Here is a 19,923-nt window from a genome sequence, read left to right on the forward strand (position 1 = left end):
CTTGCGCTTTCGGCACCGCATTGGGAAAGGCGACAGGCGATGCGAACGGCCCTTGTGGCGGCGCTCAGACACAGCTCGGACGGCACCTTGCGCGCGGGTCTTTCGCTTGCGGGCCGGACGGTGCTGGCGCGGCAGGTCGACCTGCTGCGCGAGCTGGGCTGTGAACGTATCCTGTGCCTGTGCGAGAAGGTCGACGCGGTGGTTCTGCAAGTGCAGGCCGATGTCGAGGCTTCCGGCGGAACCTTCGAGGCGCTGAGCGGCTTTCTTCGCCTGCCAGCTCTGGTGCGGGCCGAGGATGAGCTGGTGATCCTCGCCGACGGGATCCTGCCTGATCTTGCGCCGGCCCATGCGCTGTTCTCGGCGCCACCACTACGCTTTGTCGCAGCGTTACCGCCGACAAGCCCTCTCGTGATGCGCTATCCGCAAGATTTCGAGCGGATCGATGCCGAGCATCACTGGGCCGGACTGCTGGCGATGCGCGGCGCGCCGGTTCAGCACCTAGCCGACTTCCCGCCGGACTCCGATGCGATCTCGCTGCTCCTGCGGCTTGCCCTGCAGGCGGGCACCCCATTCCGCGAGCTTCCGGCCACGGCCGATGCGCCGGGTCAATGGTTGCTGGCCGATGACAGCGCAATGGTTGCCGAGCAGGAACGGGCGCTTATCATCGCCGCGACGGGAAGTTCAGACTGGCGTGCTCCGGCAACAGCTCTGGCCCGAATTGCAGCGCGCCGGACACCGCCGCAGGCACTGGAGCAGCGGAGCCTTGTTGCGGCTTGCTGCGGTGCCCTGCTGCTTGTGGCCGGTGCGGGCCTTGCCGGATGGGGCACCCCCGCATGGGGGATGGCGCTCGCCAGTGGCGGTGCCCTGGCCATGACGTTTGCGGGTGCACTTGGCCGCCTGCGCCAGCGCCTGGTCGGCAAGCGGTCCGGGTTCGTGACAGGTGAGCGTGCCGGAGTGGCGATCGATATCCTCGCGGCACTTGCCGTGCTGTTGGCTCTTGCGCCCTGGCCGCAGGCCGAGCCGCTGGCGGTGTTGGGGCCGGTCACGATCGGGCTTGCGCGATTGCTGAACCGCTGGGCGCCGTCCTCGCGCCTTGGCCCGCTGGCCGAGCGCCCGGTGCTGCTAACACTCTTCGCGCTCGCGGCCGGGTTCGGGCTGCTTGCCAAGGCTACGGCGCTGGTTGCACTCTTCCTGCTGTTCGGATTGCTGCTGCGGGGCGAGCGGAATTGAACTAACGCAGATTTAACTATGCGCGCATTAAGGCTGCATGATGGGCGAAAAGGCAATGGCACCTGCGACCGCAACTTCGGTCGACACGCTCCTTGAGCAGGAACTGGCGCGCGAGAACCGCGCGCTGGCCGCAGTCGTGCCCGTGCTGCGCCACCTTCTGGCAAGCGAAGCGCAAAGACTGGTGAGCGATGCGATCCTCGCCCGGGTTCGCGGAATGTTGTCCGATCTTGCCGCGCAGCTTCTCGCATTGGAGGCAGGTCTTGATCCCGCCCTGCGCCGGGCGGGCGCGGTGGATGTGGCGGCGCACGATGCCCTGGCAGAAACCCTTGCCGCGGACCCTGAACTGCTGTCGCTTTGCCATGCTCTTGCTACCGAAAGCCATCTGGCCGAGCGGCTCCAGCAACAGCACGGGATGGATCCGGTGCTGAGCCCGCTGCTGCAGGAACTGATTGCTTCCGACAGACCGCAGGTTGCCGAGCTGGCCATGAACGCGCTCGCGGCGCAATCACGCTTCATCCAGAGCCAGCGCCGCATGGAATTGGGGCTATGCGAGCTTCCGGCAGAGCTGTTCCACCGGATGATTGCAGGTTGCGGACCATCCGAGGCACGCGCCGCGCTCCAGCAGGCCTATGACGAGGCAGCTGGCCGGATCGGCCTGTTTGCTCGGCTTGTTTCGGCGATGCGGCGCGGAGCGGTGGCGGCGCTCGAGCTGGAACATGCCGGTCTTGCACTGTTTGCCAGTGCGCTCGCCGCGCTCGGTGGTCAACTCCGTGCTCATGCGGTCATTGCATGCCAGGAACATCAGAGCGGGCGGCTAGCGCTTGTTCTGAAGGCTGCCGGGCTGGAGATCGAGGCGATCGAGCGGCAGGTGCTGTTTGTCGACCCTGCGGCGCGGATCCCGCGGGATCTCGTCACAATATCTCCCGAGCGTGCGCGGTTGCTGCTGGAAGCGGGCGCGGCCGAATGAACACGATGGATCGCCGCGATACTCTGCTTGCGGCCCGCGGGCTGACCGATGCCCGCGACTGGCTGATGAGCGCCGATGAGCCTCTTGCCGAACTCCAGGCGCGCTGCGGGGGGAGCATCCCCGGTCCGTTGGCCGTGCCAGAACTGCGCGAGCTCGTGCGCCAGAGCCGGGCAATGGGCTTGCGGCTTGCGCGCGAATTCTCGGCCTTTGACGGTGAGGCTCTGGTTACGGGTTTCGTGCGGATCCATCCTATTGCCGGGGATGCCGACGACGGGTGCGAAGTCCTGGTCGAAAACTGGCAGCGCAGCCTGCAGTCCGTGCCCGAGGGCCGCGAATTTGCCGAGCGCCTCGATGCGATCGACCGCGCTACCGCCGAAGTCACCGCCAGGCTCGATGCGCGCCAGCGCGTCCAGGTGCTGAGCGCTCTGGCTTCCGATGCCGTTGATCTGCAGAAGTCCGCGATGGCAAGGCCGGCGGAGGTCTGGAGCAAGTTTGTCGAACTGCCCGGTATTGCCCATCGCCAGCCGTTGCACTGGCGCTTGCTTGACGGGGCGGCATGCCGCTTTGCCGGCTCGCAGCGGCAATGGCGGGTGCGTCTGATCCCGCTCGGGCCCGACCCGCAGTCCCCTTCCGGCTTTGAACTGCTTTTGATCGCCGACGAGCCGCTGGCCACGGTGACCGCGCCGCACGGGCATGACGAGCACGAAGAGCCGCCGCCCGCGCGGCTCATCGGGAGCGCGCTTGCCCCGGTGCTGCGCCAGCCGGTCGCCCGCATCATCGCCAATGCCGAAACCATCAAAGCGCGCCTCGCCGGACCCTTGCGCGAAGAATACAGCGACTACGCCGGCACCATTGCCAGCGCGGGTCAACACCTTGCAGCGATGCTGGACGATCTTGCCGATCTTGAAGTGGTGGAGACCCCCGGCTTCAAAACGGCGCGGGAACCCGTCGATCTGGCCGATGCGGCGCAGCGGGCGGCAGGTATTCTTGGCGTGCGGGCGCAGAACCGCGAGATCAGGCTGATCGTTTCGGGCGAACGGGCAAAGGCGGTGGCGACCGCCGAGTTCCGGCGCGTTCTCCAGATCCTCATCAATCTGGTCGGCAACGCCATCGCCTACGCGCCGCAGGGAAGCACCGTTACGATCCTCGCCGGCACGCCGGGCGAGGGGCGTGTTTCCGTAAGCGTTGCCGATGAAGGTCCCGGCGTCACCCCCGAACAGGCCACCCGCATTTTCGACAAGGGAGAACGTCTCGGCCGCGACAGCGACGGCGGGCGGGACAAGGGGTCGGGCCTTGGCCTTTACATCTCGCGCCGTCTCGCGCGGGCGATGGAAGGCGAACTGACGGTCGAACCCGCACCGGGCGGCGGCGCCTTGTTCCGGCTCGAACTTCCCGCCGCCTGATCGCGGATCAGCTGCGCCCGCGGCGGAGCGCCCACCACAGCATTCCCATACCCGCCACTGCGGTAATCAGGCCCCTGGCTATCCAAGAGGAATCTGCCAGCATGAAACTGTCTGCCGGCCATGCCAGCAGTCCGGCGCCCTGCAAGGCCCAGATGGTGCCCATTACGATCAGGAACAGTCCTGCCGCGCGGAGCACCATCATCACACTTGAACCTCAGCGCTTGTCGAGCGGGATGTAGTCGCGCTGCGTCGGCCCGGTGTAGAGCTGGCGCGGACGCCCGATCTTCTGGCCGGGGTCGGAGATCATCTCGTTCCACTGTGCCACCCAGCCGACGGTGCGGGCGAGCGCGAAAAGCGCGGTGAACATGGTGGTGGGGAAACCGATCGCCGAGAGGATGATGCCCGAATAGAAATCGACGTTCGGGAACAGCTTCTTCTCGATGAAATAGGGATCGTTGAGCGCGATCTCTTCCAGCTGCAGCGCGGTTTCGAACAGCGGATCGTTGACCTTCAGCGCATCGAACACTTCGCGCACGGTCTTCTGCATCACCGTCGCGCGCGGATCGTAGTTCTTGTACACGCGGTGGCCGAAGCCCATCAGGCGGAACGGATCGTTCTTGTCCTTGGCGCGCTCGATATAGTGCGGGATCTTGTCGGGGGTGCCGATCTCGCGCAGCATGTTGAGCGCGGCCTCGTTGGCGCCGCCATGCGCCGGGCCCCACAGACAGGCGATGCCGGCCGCGATGCAGGCAAACGGGTTCGCACCCGAGGATCCGGCAAGGCGCACGGTCGAGGTCGAGGCGTTCTGTTCGTGGTCGGCATGGAGGATGAAGATCCGGTCCATCGCGCGCTCCACCGCCGGGATCACCTCATATTCCTCGGCCGGAACGCCAAAGGTCATGCGCAGGAAATTGCCGGTATAGGACAGCGAGTTGTCCGGATACATGAAGGGCTGGCCGACCGCGTATTTGTAGGCCATCGCCGCGATCGTCGGCATCTTGGCAATCAGGCGGTGCGAGGAAATCTTGCGGTGTTCCGGATCGGAGATGTCGGTGCTGTCGTGATAGAAGGCCGACAGCGCCCCGACCACGCCGCACATGATCGCCATCGGGTGCGCATCGCGGCGGAAGCCCCGATAGAAGGTCATCAGCTGCTCGTGCAGCATGGTGTGGCGGGTGATAGTGTAGGTGAAGTCGTCAAGTTCGTCCTTGCTCGGCAGCTCGCCGTTCAGGAGCAGGTAGGAGACTTCCATGAAGCTCGAATGTTCGGCCAGCTGGCCGATCGGGTAGCCGCGGTGTAGCAGGACGCCTTCATCACCGTCGATATAGGTCAGCGCGCTTTCGCAGGACGCGGTCGAGGTGAAGCCGGGGTCAAAGGTGAACGCACCCGTCTGCGCGTAAAGCTTGCGGATGTCGATCACGTCGGGGCCGGTGCTGCCTTCCAGCACGGGATACTCGTATGTCGTCCCGCCCAGTTCCAGTTTCGCCGACTTGTCTGCCAAGGTGTGTCTCCTGTCCAAATATACCGGTCCTGCCCTGCGCCCTCACGCAGCCTGCCTAAGCAGCCTGGGCGTCGAGCCGGGCAAGCGCCTCGTCCCGGCCCAGAAGGACCAGAACGTCGAAAATCCCGGGTGAAGTGGTCGTCCCGGTCAGCGCCGCGCGCATCGGCTGCGCCAGCTTGCCAAGACCCAATCCCAGTTCCTCGGCAAGTGCCTTCGTAGTGGCTTCGAGCGTCTCGCTTGTCCAGTCGTTTTCGCCGCGCAGACGCTCGCAAATGGTGCGCAGGATGTTGCGTGCCTCGCCTTCGAGGATCTGGGCCGCCTTGTCGGTCAAGGCGATCGGCCGCTTTGCGAAAAGAAAGGCAGACCCTTCAACAAGATCATTGAGATTCTTGGCGCGAACTTTGAGCTCGGGCATGGCCCGCGCGAGCAAGGTCACGTCAGCCTCTTCGCCAATCCGGGCGGCCACCAGCGCGGCAAGCCGCATGTCATCGGCCTCGCGCAGGTAGTGACCGTTGAGATTTTCGAGCTTTTTCATGTCGAAGCGCGAGGGGCTCTTGCCCACACCATCGAGATCGAACAGCTCCACTGCTTCCGCGCGGGTGATCTCCTCGCGGTCGCCGTGCCCCCAGCCGAGGCGCAGCAGGTAGTTGAACAGCGCTTCGGGCAGGATGCCGAATTCGTCGCGATAGGCCTCCACGCCCAGCGCGCCGTGGCGCTTCGACAGCTTGGCTCCGTCCGACCCATGGATCAGCGGGATATGGGCATAGACCGGGTCGGGCCAGTTGCCCTCGATCTGGTTCATCGCCCGGATGATCGGCAGCTGGCGGAAGGCATTGTTCAAGTGATCGTCGCCGCGGATCACGTGGGTTACGCCCATGTCGTGATCATCGACTACGACCGCCAGCATATAGGTGGGCGTGCCGTCGGCGCGCAGGATGATGTAATCGTCGATTTCCTCGTTCTTCACGGTGACCGCACCCTGCACCCGATCATGGATCGTGGTCTCGCCCTCGTTGGGGGTCCTGAGGCGGATGGTGAAGGGCGCCCCCTCAGGCGCTTCGGCGGGGTCGCGGTCGCGCCAGCGCCCGTCATAGCGTAGCGGCTTTTTGTTGGCGCGCTGCTCCTCGCGCATCGCCTCGAGCTCTTCGGGCGTGGCAAAGCACTTGTAGGCATGGCCTGCGTTCAGAAGCTGCCAGGCAACCTCGGCATGACGCTCGGCGCGGTCGGACTGGAACAGCGGGGGCGCGTCATAATCGAGCCCGAGCCAGTCCAGACCTTCGATGATCGCGTCGATCGCCTCCTGCGTCGAACGCTTGCGGTCGGTATCCTCGATCCGCAGCAGCGTGCGGCCGCCGTGGTGGCGGGCGTAGAGCCAGTTGAATAGTGCCGTCCGCGCACCCCCGATATGCAGAAAACCGGTGGGCGAGGGGGCGAAGCGGGTCACCACGCCACCCGAAGCGGCTGCGTCCGCGCTGCTGCTTTCGCTTGCCATTTCGTGTCAATTCCTGTTCACTTTGAGCGGCTTGGCATGCGCCTGGCCGGTCGGGGGGGCGAGCCGATGCGCGATGTGCCGATCATACCGATGGGAGACGGCCCCGGCAGCACCCCTGCCGGATCCGTCGTGTCGGCCCGGCCTTGGCAAAGCGGTGGACGATTGTCCAGCACCGGCGGCGGATGGACTGCCCGGGCAGCCGAAATGGCCGAGCGGTTTCTTGCAGGTGCCGGGTTCGACCGCGCGCCGTGGCTGGCAGTGCTGTTCATGGCCGGGATTCTCGCCTGGTTTGCCTTTCCGGGCCCGTGGTATTGGGTAGCCGCCATCGCCGCAGGTATCGGGATGGCCGGAGCCGCGATGCTGTTGTGGCCGAGCGGCACCGCGATCTGCGACCGGCGGCTCCACCTGCGCAATGCCATGATTGCGGGCGGACTGGTGTTTGCTGCCGGCCTCGCCGTGATCTGGGTGCGTTCCGGGATCGTCGGAGCCGAGCCGATCGCAGCGCCGCAGGTCGCATTGCTCGAAGGTTATGTGCTCGAGCGGGAGGACCAGCCCGCCGAGCAGCGTATCCGCCTCACGCTGGCGATACGCGACGCGCAGAGCTCCGAGGCGCGCAAGGTGCGCATCAATGTGCCGCTTTCCGCCTTGCCGACCGACGCGACGATTGCCGAGGGCGCGGTGGTGCGATCGCGAGCGCGCCTGATGCCGCCAGCCAGCCCGATGCTGCCCGGGTCCTACAATTTCGCGCGCGCCGCGTGGTTCAAGGGACTTGCCGCGACCGGCAGCGCGCTTGGCCCGGTCGAACTGGTTCGCGCCGCCCCGTCCCGCACCGGGCTGGCGACGGTTCAGCGGACACTTTCCGCCCATGTCCGCGAGCGGGTCGACGGGTCGGCCGGGACTATCGCTGCCGCCTTTGCCAGCGGTGATCGCGGCGGTATCGCGCGTGCCGACGAGGAGGCGATGCGCGATGCGGGCCTGACCCACCTGCTCTCGATCAGCGGGCTGCACGTCAGTGCCGTGATAGCGGCGGCCTATTTCACCGTGCTGAAATTGCTGGCGCTGTGGCCTGCCCTTGCGCTGCGGGTGCGGCTGCCGGTGGTGGCGGCAGCGGGGGGCGCTCTGGCCGGGATCGGCTACACCTTGCTGACCGGCGCCGAGGTGCCCACCGTACGCAGTTGCGTGGCTGCAATGCTGGTGCTCATCGCACTGGCGTTGGGGCGCGATGCGCTTTCAATGAGGATGGTAGCGGTCGCGGCGGGATTCGTCCTGCTGCTGTGGCCCGAAAGCGCGATCGGACCAAGCTTCCAGATGAGCTTTTCGGCGGTGCTGGCTATCATTGCGGTTTCGGGCAGCGGTCCTGTCCGTGCCTTTCTCGCCGCGCGCGAGGAGCCCTGGTGGGCGCGGGCCGGACGCCGGGTGGTGATGCTGTTCGTAACGGGCCTGGTGATCGAGCTTGCGCTGATGCCGGTGGTGCTGTTCCACTTCCACCGCGCCGGTCTTTACGGGGCCTTGGCGAACGTGGTGGCGATCCCGCTGGTGACCTTCGTCTCGATGCCTCTGATTGCGATTGCGCTGGTGCTCGATCTCGCCGGTGCGGGTGCCCCGGTGTGGTGGCTGGTGGAACATTCGCTCGACCTGTTGCTGGGGATCGCGCACCTGACCGCTGCCCAGCCGGGCGCGGTCAAGCTGATGCCCCAGATCGGGGGAATGGCGATTGGCCTGTTTGCTGCAGGCGGCCTCTGGCTGGCGCTATGGAGCGGGCGCGCCCGTTTGCTGGGGCTGGTTCCGGCAGCGGTGGCGAGCGTTCTGGCGATCATGACCCCGATCCCCGATCTGCTGGTCTCCGGTGACGGAAGGCAGGTCGGCATCACCATCGACGACGCGAGCGGCGAGCGGCAGCTGCTGTCCTTGCGCGACAGCCGCTCGGACTATGCGAGGGACAATCTGATCGAGCTGGCCGGCGTCAAGGGAGAGCCGGTGCCGCTGGCACAATGGCCCGGTGCGCGCTGTTCAAGCGCGTTCTGTGTCCTTGTTGTCGAACGCGGCGGACGCGATTGGGCGATCCTGATGGCGCGTACCCGCGACCGGGTCGAGGAGCGCGCGCTGGCGAGCGCCTGCGAGCGGGCCGACATCGTGATTGCCGATCGCTACCTGCCGCGCTCGTGCCGCCCGCGCTGGCTCAAGGCGGACCGGCGGATGCTCGATCGCAGCGGCGGTCTCTCGATCAATCTCGCAAGCCAGACCGTCGCGAGTGTTGCGCAGCGGGAGGGGCAACACGGATGGTGGAAAGGCGCCGCTGCGCCGTAAGTCCGCCCCGAAGCCGGGTCTGGAGGGGTCTGGCAGGGGCCTAAATGGGGTCTAACGGGGGTCTAGCAGGGGTCTGAACCACTGCGAAAACCCCCGCCGGATTGTCCGCCTGTGAAACTTTAGTCTATCAAGTATCTGAAATAAAGTTATAAAAGCACCGGTAGTAATGTTTCACGCCGTCGTGCGTTCATGCCGCTAGCGTGACACCCCGATCCCGGTGCCTTCCCGTTCAGTGATAGCGCCGCAGCAAGCCTGCCAGCTTGCCCTGCACCTGAACCTCTTCGGGCCGGTAGATCTGCGGTTCGTAGGCACCGTTGGCCGGATCGAGCCGCACCATCCCGCTTTCCTTGCGCAGGTACTTGAGCGTTGCTTCCTCGCCGCGCACCAGCGCCACCACGATCTCGCCGTCGCGCGCGGTATCGGTGCGCCGCACCAGCGCGAAGTCGCCGTCGAAAATCCCGGCCTCGATCATGGAATCGCCCGACACCTCGAGCGCGTAATGCTCTCCAGGGCCAAGCAGCGCAGCGGGGACGGGCAGGGTGCTCTGCCCCTCGAGCGCTTCGATCGGCGCGCCCGCGGCGATCCGGCCGTGCAGCGGCAGTTCGATCACATCATTGGCCGGTTCGGGTGCGGCGCGCGCCGCCGCAGGGGCGAGCGGCACGACATTCCCCGCGATCCGTGCCGCCGGAGTGGCGTCTTCGGGCTGGCGGATCACTTCGAGCGCGCGCGCGCGGTTCGGCAATCGGCGCAGGAAGCCGCGTTCCTCCAAGGCGGAAATCAGCCGGTGCACGCCCGACTTGCTCTTGAGATCGAGCGCTTCCTTCATTTCCTCGAAACTGGGCGAGATGCCGGTCTCTTCCAGGCGTTGCTGGATGAAACGGATCAACTCGTGCTGCTTGGCTGTCAGCATTGATCAAATCTCCTGTGGTCGCACCCACGCCGCCCTGACGGGGCGAAGCGTGCCAATCCCTTGTGTGCGCCAAGAGGCACCTGCCCGTACGGGCACAGGGTGCGTTGCCTGCACGTTCCGCCCGCCATTAAGGTGAACGAACGAGGAACAATTAGGAAACTTTCGGAATCGAGTCAAGCGCCTCGCGCTGCAAACCCGCGCGATTCAGCCATTCCCGAGGGCAAATACACAAACCGGCTCGCCGATTGATACGGCGGGCGATCCAGCGGGCCTATCGATCAGGCAATCGGCGGCGGCCAGCGCGCCGAGCGCGGAGGAGTCCTGTGATCCGGCAAGCCGCACCTCGCCGCCATTGCTCACCGCGCGCAGGAATTCGCGCCGCTTGCCCACCGCGGGCAGCGGTTCGGCCGCGCGCATTGTCACCGCACGGGGCAGGGGTGAGGCATCGCCCATCGCTGCGCGCACCAGCGGCAGCGCGAACAGGAACGCGGTGACAAAGCTCGACACCGGATTGCCCGGCAGGCCGAGAATGACCTGCCGGCCCCATGATGCCTCGCGGGTTGCCACCATCAGGGGTTTGCCCGGCTTGATCGCGACCTTCCAGAACGCGATCGTCGCGCCCCAGTCCTTGAGCGCCTGCTGGATGAGGTCATGATCGCCGACCGAAGCGCCGCCGGATGTGACGAGGATATGGCTGTCCTCGGCGCGTTTGAGCGCCGCGGCCAGTGCAGCGCGATCATCGGCGACCGGACCGAGCGCCTCGACCGCGCCGACAAGGGGATGGAGCATCGCGCCCAGCATTACCCCGTTGCTGGCGGGAATCTGGTGCGTGCCGCAAGGTTGGCCCGGGGGCACCAGCTCATCGCCGCTGTCCAGCACGGCGATCCTTGGAGGCTCTACCAGGGGCAGGTTCGCATGGCCTGCGGCAACCGCCAGAGCGAGCGTTGCCGGGGTACAGGCCGTACCGCGGGCCAGAATGCAATCGCCTTGCCGGAAATCGAAACCGGCCTTGCGCACATGGCGCCCGGGTGCGGGCAGTTCGCTGGCGGTCACCATGTCGCCATCGACCTGCGCATTTTCCTGTATCAGAACGCTTTCGCTGCCCGGCGGCATATGGGCGCCGGTCGAGATGCGCACGCATTGCCCCGGCTCCAGCGCGCCGCCAAAGGGCGCGCCCGCGCGGCTTTCGCCCACGCGGCGCCAGGGGCCGCGGCCCGGAGCGATGGCATAGCCGTCCATCGCCGACAGGTCGGCGGCCGGTTGGGTGCGCAGCGCCACCATGTCGCGCGCAAGGTAGCGATTGCCGGTGATCCGGGGATGGATATCCACCGGGGCCGTCCCTGTTTCGGGTGCCAGCGCCAGCAGACGCCGCTGTGCTTCTTCCAGCGTGAGCAGCGCGCTCACGCGTCGGCCTTCCAGTCGCCCGACTTGCCGCCGGACTTGGCGATGAGGCGAACCTGCGAGATGACCATGCCCTTGTCGATCGCCTTTGCCATGTCGTAGATTGTAAGGAGTGCGATCGAAACAGCTGTCATCGCTTCCATTTCAACGCCCGTGCGTCCCGTCAGCGAGGCGGTGGCGGTGGCGCGGATGCCATCCGCCTCATAGGCGAATTCGATGTTCACGGCCTCCAGCCCGAGCGGATGGCACAGCGGGATCAGGTCGCCGGTGCGCTTGGCGGCCATGATCCCTGCGATGCGGGCCGTGCCGAGCACGTCACCCTTGGGCGCGTTGCCCGCGCGGATCGCTTCGAGCGCCTGCGCCGACATGGTGATCCGCCCGCTGGCCACCGCGCGGCGGGCCGTGGCAGGCTTGCCGCCGACATCGACCATGCGGGCAGCGCCGTCATCGCCAAGATGGGTGAGCTTGCTCATAGGTCCTGTTCTGCGCCGAGCAGGGCGCGGGTGGCACTCGCAATATCGTCAGCCCGCATCAGGCTTTCCCCGACAAGGAAAGTGCGCACGCCGGCCGCGTCAAGGCGGCGGATGTCGGCATGGGTGTTGATCCCGCTTTCGCCCACCAGCAGCGTGCCTTCGGGTGCGAGCGGGGCGAGCCGCTCGGTCACGGCAAGCGAGGTGGTGAAGGTTTTCAGGTCGCGGTTGTTGACCCCGATCAGGCGCGATCGGAGCACTTTGACGGCGCGTTCCAGTTCGGCCTCGTCATGCACTTCGACCAGCACGTCCATGCCCCATTCGCGTGCGGCGGTTTCGATCTCGGCCATTGCGCTGTCTTCCAGCGCGGCCACGATGATCAGGATCGCGTCGGCCCCGATCGCGCGCGCTTCGAGGCATTGCCACGGATCGACCATGAAATCCTTGCGCAGCACCGGAAGGGTGCAGGCGGCGCGGGCCTGCACCAGATAGTCTTCGTGACCCTGGAAATAGGGCGCATCGGTCAAGACCGAAAGGCACGCTGCGCCCCCGGTCTCATAGGCTGCGGCATGATCTGCGGGTCGGAAGTCGGCGCGGATCAAGCCCTTGGAAGGGCTGGCCTTCTTGATTTCGGCAATCAGCGCATAGCCCGTGGCCGCACGCGCGCGCAGGGCCGCTTCGAACCCCCTTCCAGGTGTCCGGGTGCGAGCGGCTTCCTCGAGCTGCGCCATGGTGATCGCCTGCTTTCGCGCGGCGACAATGGTGCGCTTGGCGGCGCAGATTTCCTCGAGCTTGTTCATCATCTCACTTTGCCAGTGCGATCCATTGTTCCAGCAGGCCGAGCGCCCGCCCCGAATCCAGCGCTTCTGCCGCCATTGCGACCCGTTCATGCCAGTCGCCGCCGCGACCCGCCACCAGCAGGGCACCGGCCGCATTGAACAGCACCGCATCGCGATAGGGACCGGGCGCACCCATCAGCAGTGCCTTCAAAGCGGCGGCATTATGCTTCGCATCATCGCCGCGGATGGCTTCGATCGGAGCATGGGCAAGGCCCGCCGCGCCGGCATCGAGCCGCTCCATCGTAAAGGCGTTGCCGGTCACCACCGCGACCTCGTTCCCGCCCGCCAGACTGAGCTCGTCGAGGCCTTCATCGCCGGACACGATCAGCGACTTTCCCGTGCCGAGCCGTGCCAACGCGCCCGCATAGATCGGCACATAGGCCGGACGGGCTATCCCGATAAGCTGGCTTTCGACCCGTGCAGGGTTCGACAGCGGACCCATCAGATTGAAGATGGTGCGTTGTCCGATGCGCACCCGGATGGGCTGGATGCGTGCCATCGCCGGATGGTGGTTTTTTGCAAACAGGAAACAGATTCCGATCTGCGCAAGCGTTTTTTCGGCCGTGCGTCCGGCTGCGTCCATATCGAGACCGAGGGCTTCCAGCGTATCCGCCGCGCCCGCCTTGGACGAGGCTGCGCGGTTGCCATGCTTGGCGACCGGCACGCCGCAGGCCGCGACCACCAGACTGACGGCGGTCGAGACGTTCAAGGTGTGATGACCGTCGCCTCCCGTGCCGCAGACGTCGATCGCGCCGTCGGGCGCTTCAATCGGGATCAGGCGCGCCCTCAGCGCCCGTGCCGCGCCCGCGATTTCGTCCGCCGTCTCGCCGCGCGCGGAAAGCGCCACCAGAAAGTCGGCGATCTCCTGTTCCGAGGGCGCGCCGTCGAGCACCACGCCGAAGGCCGCCTCGGCCTCGGCTTCGGTCAGCGGAACGGTGACGTCGGGCAGGATGGTCATGTGGTGAGCCTTTCGGGCAGCACCGGCTCCATGCCGCACAGGCGTACGAAATTGGCAAGCAGGGCGTGACCGTGCTCGGTGGCGATGCTTTCGGGGTGAAACTGCACCGAATGGATCGGCAGGCTCTGGTGGCGGAAACCCATCACGCTCGGATGATCCGTTCCCGGGGTCTCGGCATGGGCATTGGCGATGAGCGCAGGCGGCACATTCACCACTTCCAGACTGTGATAGCGCGTGGCGGTGAAGGGGGAAGGCAGTCCGGCGAACACGCCTGTCCCGTCGTGGGTGACAGGCGAGGTCTTGCCATGCATCAGCCCGCCGCGCTGGACTGTCCCGCCGAAATGCTGGCCGATCGCCTGATGGCCGAGGCACACGCCCATCAACGGCCGCTGTGCATCGGCACAGGCCGCGACCAGATCAAGGCTGATGCCTGCCTCGGTCGGAGTGCAGGGACCGGGCGAGATCAGGAAGCCGGCCGCGCCCGTTTGCAGCGCCTCGGCGGCGGTCAGTGCGTCATTGCGCTCGACCCGCACTTCAGCCCCCAGTTCCATGAGATAATGGACAAGATTGAAGGTGAAGCTGTCGTAGTTGTCGATGACGAGGATCATGCGCCTGCTGCCTTTTCGCGTTTCGTCACCACGATGATCGGGCCGACGCGGGTCTGGTCCATTCGCCCGCCGGCCGGGTCCCACAGGCCCGAGACCAGCCCGTCAAGATAAAGCGCATTGGCGACCTTCACCTCGTCACGGAAATAGCGGGCAAGCTGTCCGAAGCTGACCGGGGCATCGGCAATGACGAAATGGGCCTTGCCTTGCGCGTCCACCCCGACCCCGTTGCGGATCGCCCGCGACGGGCCGTTGTCCTGGATATCGGGATGCAGCTTGCCCTCGATCACCAGCATGGGGCCCGACTGGGTTCCGAATTCGGGGCGCTCGTCCACAGTGGCAAAGAAGGTCTCGCTGGCGATCACGCGCCATTGCCCGCCGGTGCCAAAGAACACCCCGTTGGGCTTCATGTAGAAATTGCCTTCTCCATCCCCGCGATCGAGTTCGGAAAGGCGCTCGCCGTTCTCGACGTAGTAGCCGATGGCTTTCAGGTCATCGCCATAAATGCCGCCGTTCATCGCGAAGGCGATTGCCTCCGGATCGACGCTGGCCGCGAAGGCACTGAGCGAGGCGAAGGGCTGGCTGTCGGCGCCGGCATTGGCCATCGTGATACGGTGCGCGGCGGGATCGGCAGTGCAATGGACCAGCGGCACCTCCTCGAAAACCACCTTGCGGCAGGCCGATGGGGCACTCGCTTGCGCCGGAGCGGGCGATGGGCCGGGCGTGTCGGCAATCGGGGTGCCGTCAAGATTGACGCGCGTCACGGGTTCGCCCGCCGGGGCTTCTGTGCAGGCGGCCAGCACCAGCGGCAGTGCAGCAACGGCAAGCATGCGCATCATTGGCCATATCCCGGCTCGCCCGCGACCCGCACCGCCTCGCGGGCGGCGGCGATCAGCGCACCGGCCTTGGCGCGGCATTCGGCGAGTTCGTAATCCGGATCGGAATCCGCAACGATCCCCGCGCCCGCCTGCACGTGCATTACCCCGTCCTTGACCACGGCAGTGCGCAGCACGATGCAGGAATCAAGGCTGCCGTCGGGCGCGAAATATCCGACTCCTCCGGCATAGGCACCGCGCGTTTCGGGTTCGAGTTCGGCGATGATCTCGCATGCACGGATCTTCGGCGCGCCGGAAACGGTGCCGGCCGGAAAGCCCGCGAATAGGGCATCGAGTGCATCTTTCGAAGCGTCCAGCTGCCCTACGACATTGCTGACAATGTGCATGACGTGGCTGTAGCGTTCGATCGTGAAGCTGTCGGTCACCTCGACCGTACCCGCCGCTGCCACCCGGCCCACATCGTTGCGGCCGAGATCGAGCAGCATCAGGTGCTCGGCGCGCTCCTTGGGATCGGCGAGCAGGCTGGCCTCGTTGGCGACGTCTTCCTCGCGGGTGGCGCCGCGGGGCCGCGTGCCGGCGATCGGGCGGATGGTTACCTCACCCTCTCGCACCCGCACCAGAATTTCCGGAGAAGAACCCACCAGCGCGAAGCCCGGCAGGTCGAGGAAATACAGGAAGGGAGACGGGTTCACCCGGCGCAAGGCGCGATAAAGCGCCAGCGGGGGCAGGGTAAAGGGGCAGGTGAAACGCTGGGCCAGCACGACCTGGAAGATATCGCCCGCAAGGATGTAGTCTTTGGCCCGCAGGGCCATTGCCTTGTAGTCATCCGGGGCGATCACGGGGGCGAGGTCGGGCAGGGCGTCGGGCACTGCATCGCCGGTGTCTGCGGGGAGCGCCGTGCCGAGCTGGCTCAACGTCGCATCGATCCGTTCACCCGCACGCTCCACTGCCGCAACCGGGTCGTCCGCCTCCCAGATCGGGGCGATGGCGAACAGGGCATTGGTCAGTCCGTCGAACACCAGGATGACGGTCGGACGCACGAACAGCATGTCGGGCAGGGCAAGCGAACTCTCGGCGGCGCGCGGCAGGCGTTCGACCAGGCCGATCGTTTCGTAACCGAGATAACCGACGAGGCAGGCGAGCGCCGGGGGCAGGCCTTCGGGCATCGGCTCGATCCGGCAATCGGCCGCGAGCGCGCGCAGTTCGTTCAGCGCATCGCCCGCAAGCGGCTCGAAGCTCTCGCGGTCCATCTGCCATTTGCGGTTCACGGAGCCGGCACTGCCTTTGGCGCGGAACACCAGATCAGGATCGAGCCCGAGCAGGCTGTAACGCCCGCGCACCTCGCCGCCTTCGACCGATTCGAGCAGGAAATCGCCGCGGCCGGGTACCATCAACCTGCGGGCCGCACCCACCGGCGTGTCGCTGTCGGCGATGATGCGACGCCACACCAGCGCGGGCTTGCCGACCGCCAGTATGGCGGCGGCAGCGGCGGCGTTTTCGGGCAGGCCGGGCGGCAGTGCGGTCAGGTCAGGGCCTTTGGTCACGAAGCGGCGGCACCCCGGATCACGATTCGCCGGCAAGCTGCTTGCGCACCGCCTCGACCGCTGCATCATTGCGGGTCGTGCCCACTTCCTCGCGCATCGCCGAAGCCGCCTGGCGGCGATATTCTGCGGCGAGCGTCGGCGCGAGCTGGCTACGGGTCTGTTCAAGCAGTCCGGGCTCGTCCTCGACCGGATCGGTGGTGATCCTGTCCAGGCTGATCACATACCAGCCGATGTCGCGCGGCGCCTCAAGCAGCTTGACCGAACCTTCGGCCATGCTGAACATCAGCACCAGCGGCGGCGGGACATTGCCCTGCCGGCCGGCGAGCAGCTGGCGGCGCTCCAGATCGATCACCTCGCTTTGCAGACCGGGCGTATTCTCTGCCGCAAGCGCGGCGGCAAGTCCGGTCTCGCCGCGAACCTTGCCGATGATCCGGTCCGCCGAGGCCTTGGCGAGCCTGGCGCCCTGCGCCCGGCGCCATGCGGCTGCTGCCTGTTCCCTGACCTCGGCCAGCGGCGGGGCGGCGGATTCGTCCACCCGTGCAACTTCGAAGACCACGAATTCCTCTGCCCCCACCTGCGCCAGCTGCGGCTCGCTTTCCTCCATCTGGAAGGCGGTTGCCAGCACCCGGGCAAGCTGCGGGACAATCTGGATATCGGGGCGGCCGAAAGCCTTTCCGTCGGCAAGCAGGGGCGGCGTGGTCTCGACAGTCAGTCCATAGGCCTTTGCTACCTCGGCGAGCGCGGTGCCGCTATCGATCTCGGCTTCGATCTCGGCGGTGAGATCGGCAACCGCCGCCGCACGCTTTTCGATCCCCAGTTGCTGCGCGATCTGGCCGCGGACGTCTGCGAGGCTACGGGCAGGGATCCGCTCGATCTGGTCGACTCGGGCAACATACCATCCGAGCGAGCCCTGCGCGGGGACAATCACCGCGCCCTTGTCCGCCTTGAAGGCATTCTCGGCAAAGGCAAAGCTGGTCGCGTTGGCGAGGTCCTCGCGGCTGCGCAATTCGGTCGCCGAGGCACTGAAACCCGCCTCGCGCGCGGCCGCTTCGAGCGACATGCCTCCACGGATGCGGGCGGCAAGCGCCTTGGCGGCATCCTCGGTCGGCACCACGAAGGATGTGATCGCGCGACGCTCGCTCGCCTTGTACTGGTCGGCATCGCGCTTGTAGCGGGCCTCGATCTCGGCCTCGGTCGGGGTTGCCGATACTTCGAGCGTGCCATCGCCGAAGACGGCAAAGCGCAGGGTGCGGCGCTCGGGGCGCAGGAACTGGCTGCGGTTTGCGCCGTACCATTCGGTCAGCTGCGTGTCGGTCGGCCCTTCGCTCGGCGCGAACGCGCTGCTGGGGATCAGCGCGATCTCGCCCTTGCGGCGCTCCAGCACCAGCGCGGCATAGTGGCGCGCGACCTTTTCGGGCATCTGCGGCGCGGCAAGCGCCGGGCGCAGCAGCTGGTCTTCAAGCAGCCCGTCGGCCAGATCGCGGCGGAACACCGCATCGCTCAGCCCGCGCTGGCGCAGTGCGGCGAGGTAGGTTTGTTCGTCGAATTCCCCGGTCAGCGAACGAAACGCCTGGATCTTCAGGATCTCGCTGTTGACCAGGTTGGCGCCGGCGCGCAGCCCGTATTGCTCGGCATAGTTGCCGATTGCATAGCGATCCACCAGCTGGCGCATCACCTCGTCGAGCCCACCGGCCTCGATGAACTCGGGCATGGCGAGGGTCGGGTTTTGCTGGCGCAACTGGTCGAGCGCGGTGTTCGCAGCGGTCGCCAACTCGGTGCTGGGGATCGGCTCGCCCCCCACGACCGCCACGCGGTCCCCGCCCGATACCCCTCCGAAAGTCGATCCGGTGATATCGGCCGCGGCAAAGGCCAGCGCCATCAGGACCAGAAAGCCCAGAAAGATCGGCAGGCCGATTTTCGACTGGAAGAAACGTCGGAAGAAGGAGAGCATTGCTGGGATGACCCTAAGCGAGAAGACCGGCAGATGTCGGGAACAGTCGCGGCGTCCCCGGCGCGCCGCAAATCAATCCGGCGTGGGGGCGCTTTATCGGTCCCGGAAGCGCGCCGCAACAGGTCTGCGGCCCTTTTGTTGAAAGGGTCTTTTGACTGTCCGGCCTTCCTCGGCTAGCGCACGCGGCCCCATGGCCCTAAAGCCCCGGGGGAATCACCTTATCTCTCCAAAGGTTCAGGACACACTGATGACTCGCCGGCCTTATATTGTCGGAAACTGGAAGATGCACGGTACCCGCGCGATGCTGTCCGAAGCACGGGCGATCGACCGCGCGGCCCAGCGGCACATGAAGGTCGAGGTGGCGCTCGCGCCGCCGTTCACGCTGATCCACCCGATCCATCGCGAGGCCGAGCAGATCTCGGTCGGTGCGCAGGATTGCCACCATGCCGAAGGCGGTGCCCACACCGGCGATATTTCCGCCGCGATGGTAGCCGATGCCGGAGCAAAATTCGTCATCCTCGGCCATTCCGAGCGGCGCGAGGCCCATGGCGAGAGCGATTCCCTCGTTCGCGCCAAGGCCGGCGCCGCGCTGGCCGCGGGACTGAGGATCATCATGTGTTGCGGGGAAAGCGCCAAGACGCGCGATTCGGGCCGGGCGGTGGCCTTCGTCAAAAAACAGCTCAAGGGCTCCTTGCCGTCTGCGGAAGAGGTCAATGGCGACATCGCCGAGCGCATTACGGTGGCCTACGAGCCGATCTGGGCGATCGGCACCGGCACCGCCGCCACGGTTGAGGACATTGCCCAGATGCACGCGGAGATCCGCGGCCTGCTGGTCGAACTCTACGGCGAGGAGCAGGGCGGGGCGGTGCGCATTCTTTATGGCGGGTCGGTCAAGCCCGATAACGCCGCCGAAATCTTCGCAGTCCCCGATGTCGGCGGGGCACTGGTCGGCGGCGCCAGCCTGACAGCGGACAGCTTCATGGGCATTGCGCTTGCGGCAGGCGAACCCAGCGACCTCTAGGTTCGGGCCAGCACCCTTGCCGAAGTGCCGCGCGCGGCCTACATGGCGCGCAGATTTATCCCCGGGCGCTGGCGCGCCCTTTGACGAGATGGTTTCATGTCCCTGTTCATCTTCATTACCGTCATTCAGGCACTGGTGGCCGCCGCGCTCGTGGGCGCGGTGCTGATGCAGCGTTCGGAAGGCGGCGGTCTCGGGATCGGCGGAAGCCCGTCGGGTGCCTTCGGCGCGCGCGGGGCTGCGGACTTCATGACCAAGGCGACCAAGTGGCTGGCGGTCATCTTCGTGGTGCTGTCGATCGTGCTGGCGGCGCTGGCGGTTCGTGAAAGCAGCGTCGGCACCATTTCGACCACGCTTGAGCGCGGCGCCAATGCCCCTGCGGGCGCGCCGGATCTTCTGGCCGAGCCGTCGGCCGCTCCGGACGGGGCCGCGCCTGCCGCGGATGAACCGGCCGCCGATCCGCTGGCCGAATAGTCCCGCACCACCGGACG

18 protein-coding genes are annotated in these 19,923 nt (G+C 66.5%); 6 read left to right on the top strand and 12 right to left on the bottom strand.

Annotated elements, in window-relative coordinates; translation table 11 throughout:
- Positions 1-39 precede the first annotated feature (39 nt).
- From I603_RS03220 to I603_RS03230, 3 genes are read left to right on the top strand one after another with little or no spacing between them, the layout of a single operon-like run.
- Positions 40-1,230, top strand: coding sequence for a hypothetical protein (locus I603_RS03220; RefSeq protein WP_068862336.1), 1,191 nt, complete (start codon positions 40-42; stop codon positions 1,228-1,230).
- A gap of 37 nt (positions 1,231-1,267) precedes the next feature.
- A complete protein-coding gene (locus I603_RS03225; protein ID WP_084439797.1) occupies positions 1,268-2,197 on the top strand; it encodes a hypothetical protein in 930 nt (309 codons plus the stop codon).
- Positions 2,194-3,600 (top strand): ATP-binding protein, encoded by a 1,407-nt coding sequence (locus I603_RS03230; protein WP_084439798.1) that lies wholly within the window; start codon positions 2,194-2,196, stop codon positions 3,598-3,600. Before I603_RS03225 ends, I603_RS03230 begins: the two co-directional genes overlap by 4 nt.
- Positions 3,601-3,607: 7 nt before the next feature.
- On the opposite strand, the gene I603_RS03235 is transcribed toward I603_RS03230, so the two are convergent.
- The 3 genes from I603_RS03235 to gltX are packed head-to-tail and all read right to left on the bottom strand — an operon-like array spanning position 3,608 to position 6,593.
- Positions 3,608-3,802 carry a hypothetical protein gene (locus I603_RS03235; protein ID WP_068862337.1) on the bottom strand — a complete coding sequence of 65 codons (195 nt, stop codon included), beginning with the start codon at positions 3,800-3,802 and terminating at the stop codon, positions 3,608-3,610.
- Between the two features lie 12 nt (positions 3,803-3,814).
- A complete protein-coding gene (locus I603_RS03240) occupies positions 3,815-5,101 on the bottom strand; it encodes a citrate synthase (RefSeq protein ID WP_068862338.1) in 1,287 nt (428 codons plus the stop codon).
- 55 nt (positions 5,102-5,156) lie between these two features.
- Positions 5,157-6,593 carry a glutamate--tRNA ligase gene (gene gltX / locus I603_RS03245; protein WP_068862339.1) on the bottom strand — a complete coding sequence of 479 codons (1,437 nt, stop codon included), beginning with the start codon at positions 6,591-6,593 and terminating at the stop codon, positions 5,157-5,159.
- A gap of 36 nt (positions 6,594-6,629) precedes the next feature.
- On the opposite strand from gltX, the gene I603_RS03250 reads away from it, so the two are divergent.
- On the top strand, positions 6,630-8,900 hold the full coding sequence (locus I603_RS03250; RefSeq protein WP_068862340.1) for a ComEC/Rec2 family competence protein: 2,271 nt from the start codon (positions 6,630-6,632) through the stop codon (positions 8,898-8,900).
- 229 nt (positions 8,901-9,129) lie between these two features.
- On the opposite strand, the gene lexA is transcribed toward I603_RS03250, so the two are convergent.
- From lexA to I603_RS03295, 9 genes are all read right to left on the bottom strand, one after another.
- Positions 9,130-9,810, bottom strand: coding sequence for a transcriptional repressor LexA (gene lexA / locus I603_RS03255; protein WP_068862341.1), 681 nt, complete (start codon positions 9,808-9,810; stop codon positions 9,130-9,132).
- A gap of 204 nt (positions 9,811-10,014) precedes the next feature.
- The gene (locus I603_RS03260; RefSeq protein ID WP_068862342.1) at positions 10,015-11,214 is read right to left on the bottom strand and encodes a molybdopterin molybdotransferase MoeA; all 1,200 of its coding nucleotides are present in this window, start codon (positions 11,212-11,214) and stop codon (positions 10,015-10,017) included.
- Entirely contained in the window at positions 11,211-11,684 is a 474-nt protein-coding gene (gene moaC / locus I603_RS03265; RefSeq protein ID WP_068862343.1) for a cyclic pyranopterin monophosphate synthase MoaC, read from the bottom strand. The genes I603_RS03260 and moaC overlap by 4 nt, the downstream gene beginning before the upstream one ends.
- A complete protein-coding gene (gene trpC, locus I603_RS03270) occupies positions 11,681-12,484 on the bottom strand; it encodes an indole-3-glycerol phosphate synthase TrpC (RefSeq protein WP_068862344.1) in 804 nt (267 codons plus the stop codon). The genes moaC and trpC overlap by 4 nt, the downstream gene beginning before the upstream one ends.
- Position 12,485: 1 nt before the next feature.
- Complete coding sequence (trpD, locus tag I603_RS03275; RefSeq protein WP_068862345.1) at positions 12,486-13,478, bottom strand: anthranilate phosphoribosyltransferase; 993 nt, start codon at positions 13,476-13,478, stop codon at positions 12,486-12,488.
- Positions 13,475-14,086: an anthranilate synthase component II gene (locus tag I603_RS03280; RefSeq protein WP_068862346.1), complete on the bottom strand. Its 612-nt coding sequence runs from the start codon at positions 14,084-14,086 to the stop codon at positions 13,475-13,477. Before I603_RS03280 ends, trpD begins: the two co-directional genes overlap by 4 nt.
- Entirely contained in the window at positions 14,083-14,922 is an 840-nt protein-coding gene (locus I603_RS03285) for a phosphodiester glycosidase family protein (protein ID WP_068862347.1), read from the bottom strand. The genes I603_RS03280 and I603_RS03285 overlap by 4 nt, the downstream gene beginning before the upstream one ends.
- Positions 14,919-16,310 carry an anthranilate synthase component I family protein gene (locus tag I603_RS03290; protein WP_407643901.1) on the bottom strand — a complete coding sequence of 464 codons (1,392 nt, stop codon included), beginning with the start codon at positions 16,308-16,310 and terminating at the stop codon, positions 14,919-14,921. The genes I603_RS03285 and I603_RS03290 overlap by 4 nt, the downstream gene beginning before the upstream one ends.
- A 172-nt stretch (positions 16,311-16,482) precedes the next feature.
- Positions 16,483-18,414 carry a peptidylprolyl isomerase gene (locus I603_RS03295; RefSeq protein WP_068862348.1) on the bottom strand — a complete coding sequence of 644 codons (1,932 nt, stop codon included), beginning with the start codon at positions 18,412-18,414 and terminating at the stop codon, positions 16,483-16,485.
- Positions 18,415-18,661: 247 nt separating this feature from the next.
- Here I603_RS03295 and tpiA point away from each other — a divergent pair, with 247 nt between their 5' ends.
- A complete protein-coding gene (tpiA, locus tag I603_RS03300) occupies positions 18,662-19,435 on the top strand; it encodes a triose-phosphate isomerase (RefSeq protein WP_068862349.1) in 774 nt (257 codons plus the stop codon).
- Positions 19,436-19,531: 96 nt separating this feature from the next.
- Positions 19,532-19,906 (top strand): preprotein translocase subunit SecG, encoded by a 375-nt coding sequence (gene secG, locus I603_RS03305; protein ID WP_198157212.1) that lies wholly within the window; start codon positions 19,532-19,534, stop codon positions 19,904-19,906.
- The last annotated feature ends 17 nt before the right edge of the window (positions 19,907-19,923 follow it).

The organism is Erythrobacter dokdonensis DSW-74, from assembly GCF_001677335.1.
Lineage (GTDB): Bacteria > Pseudomonadota > Alphaproteobacteria > Sphingomonadales > Sphingomonadaceae > Erythrobacter > Erythrobacter dokdonensis.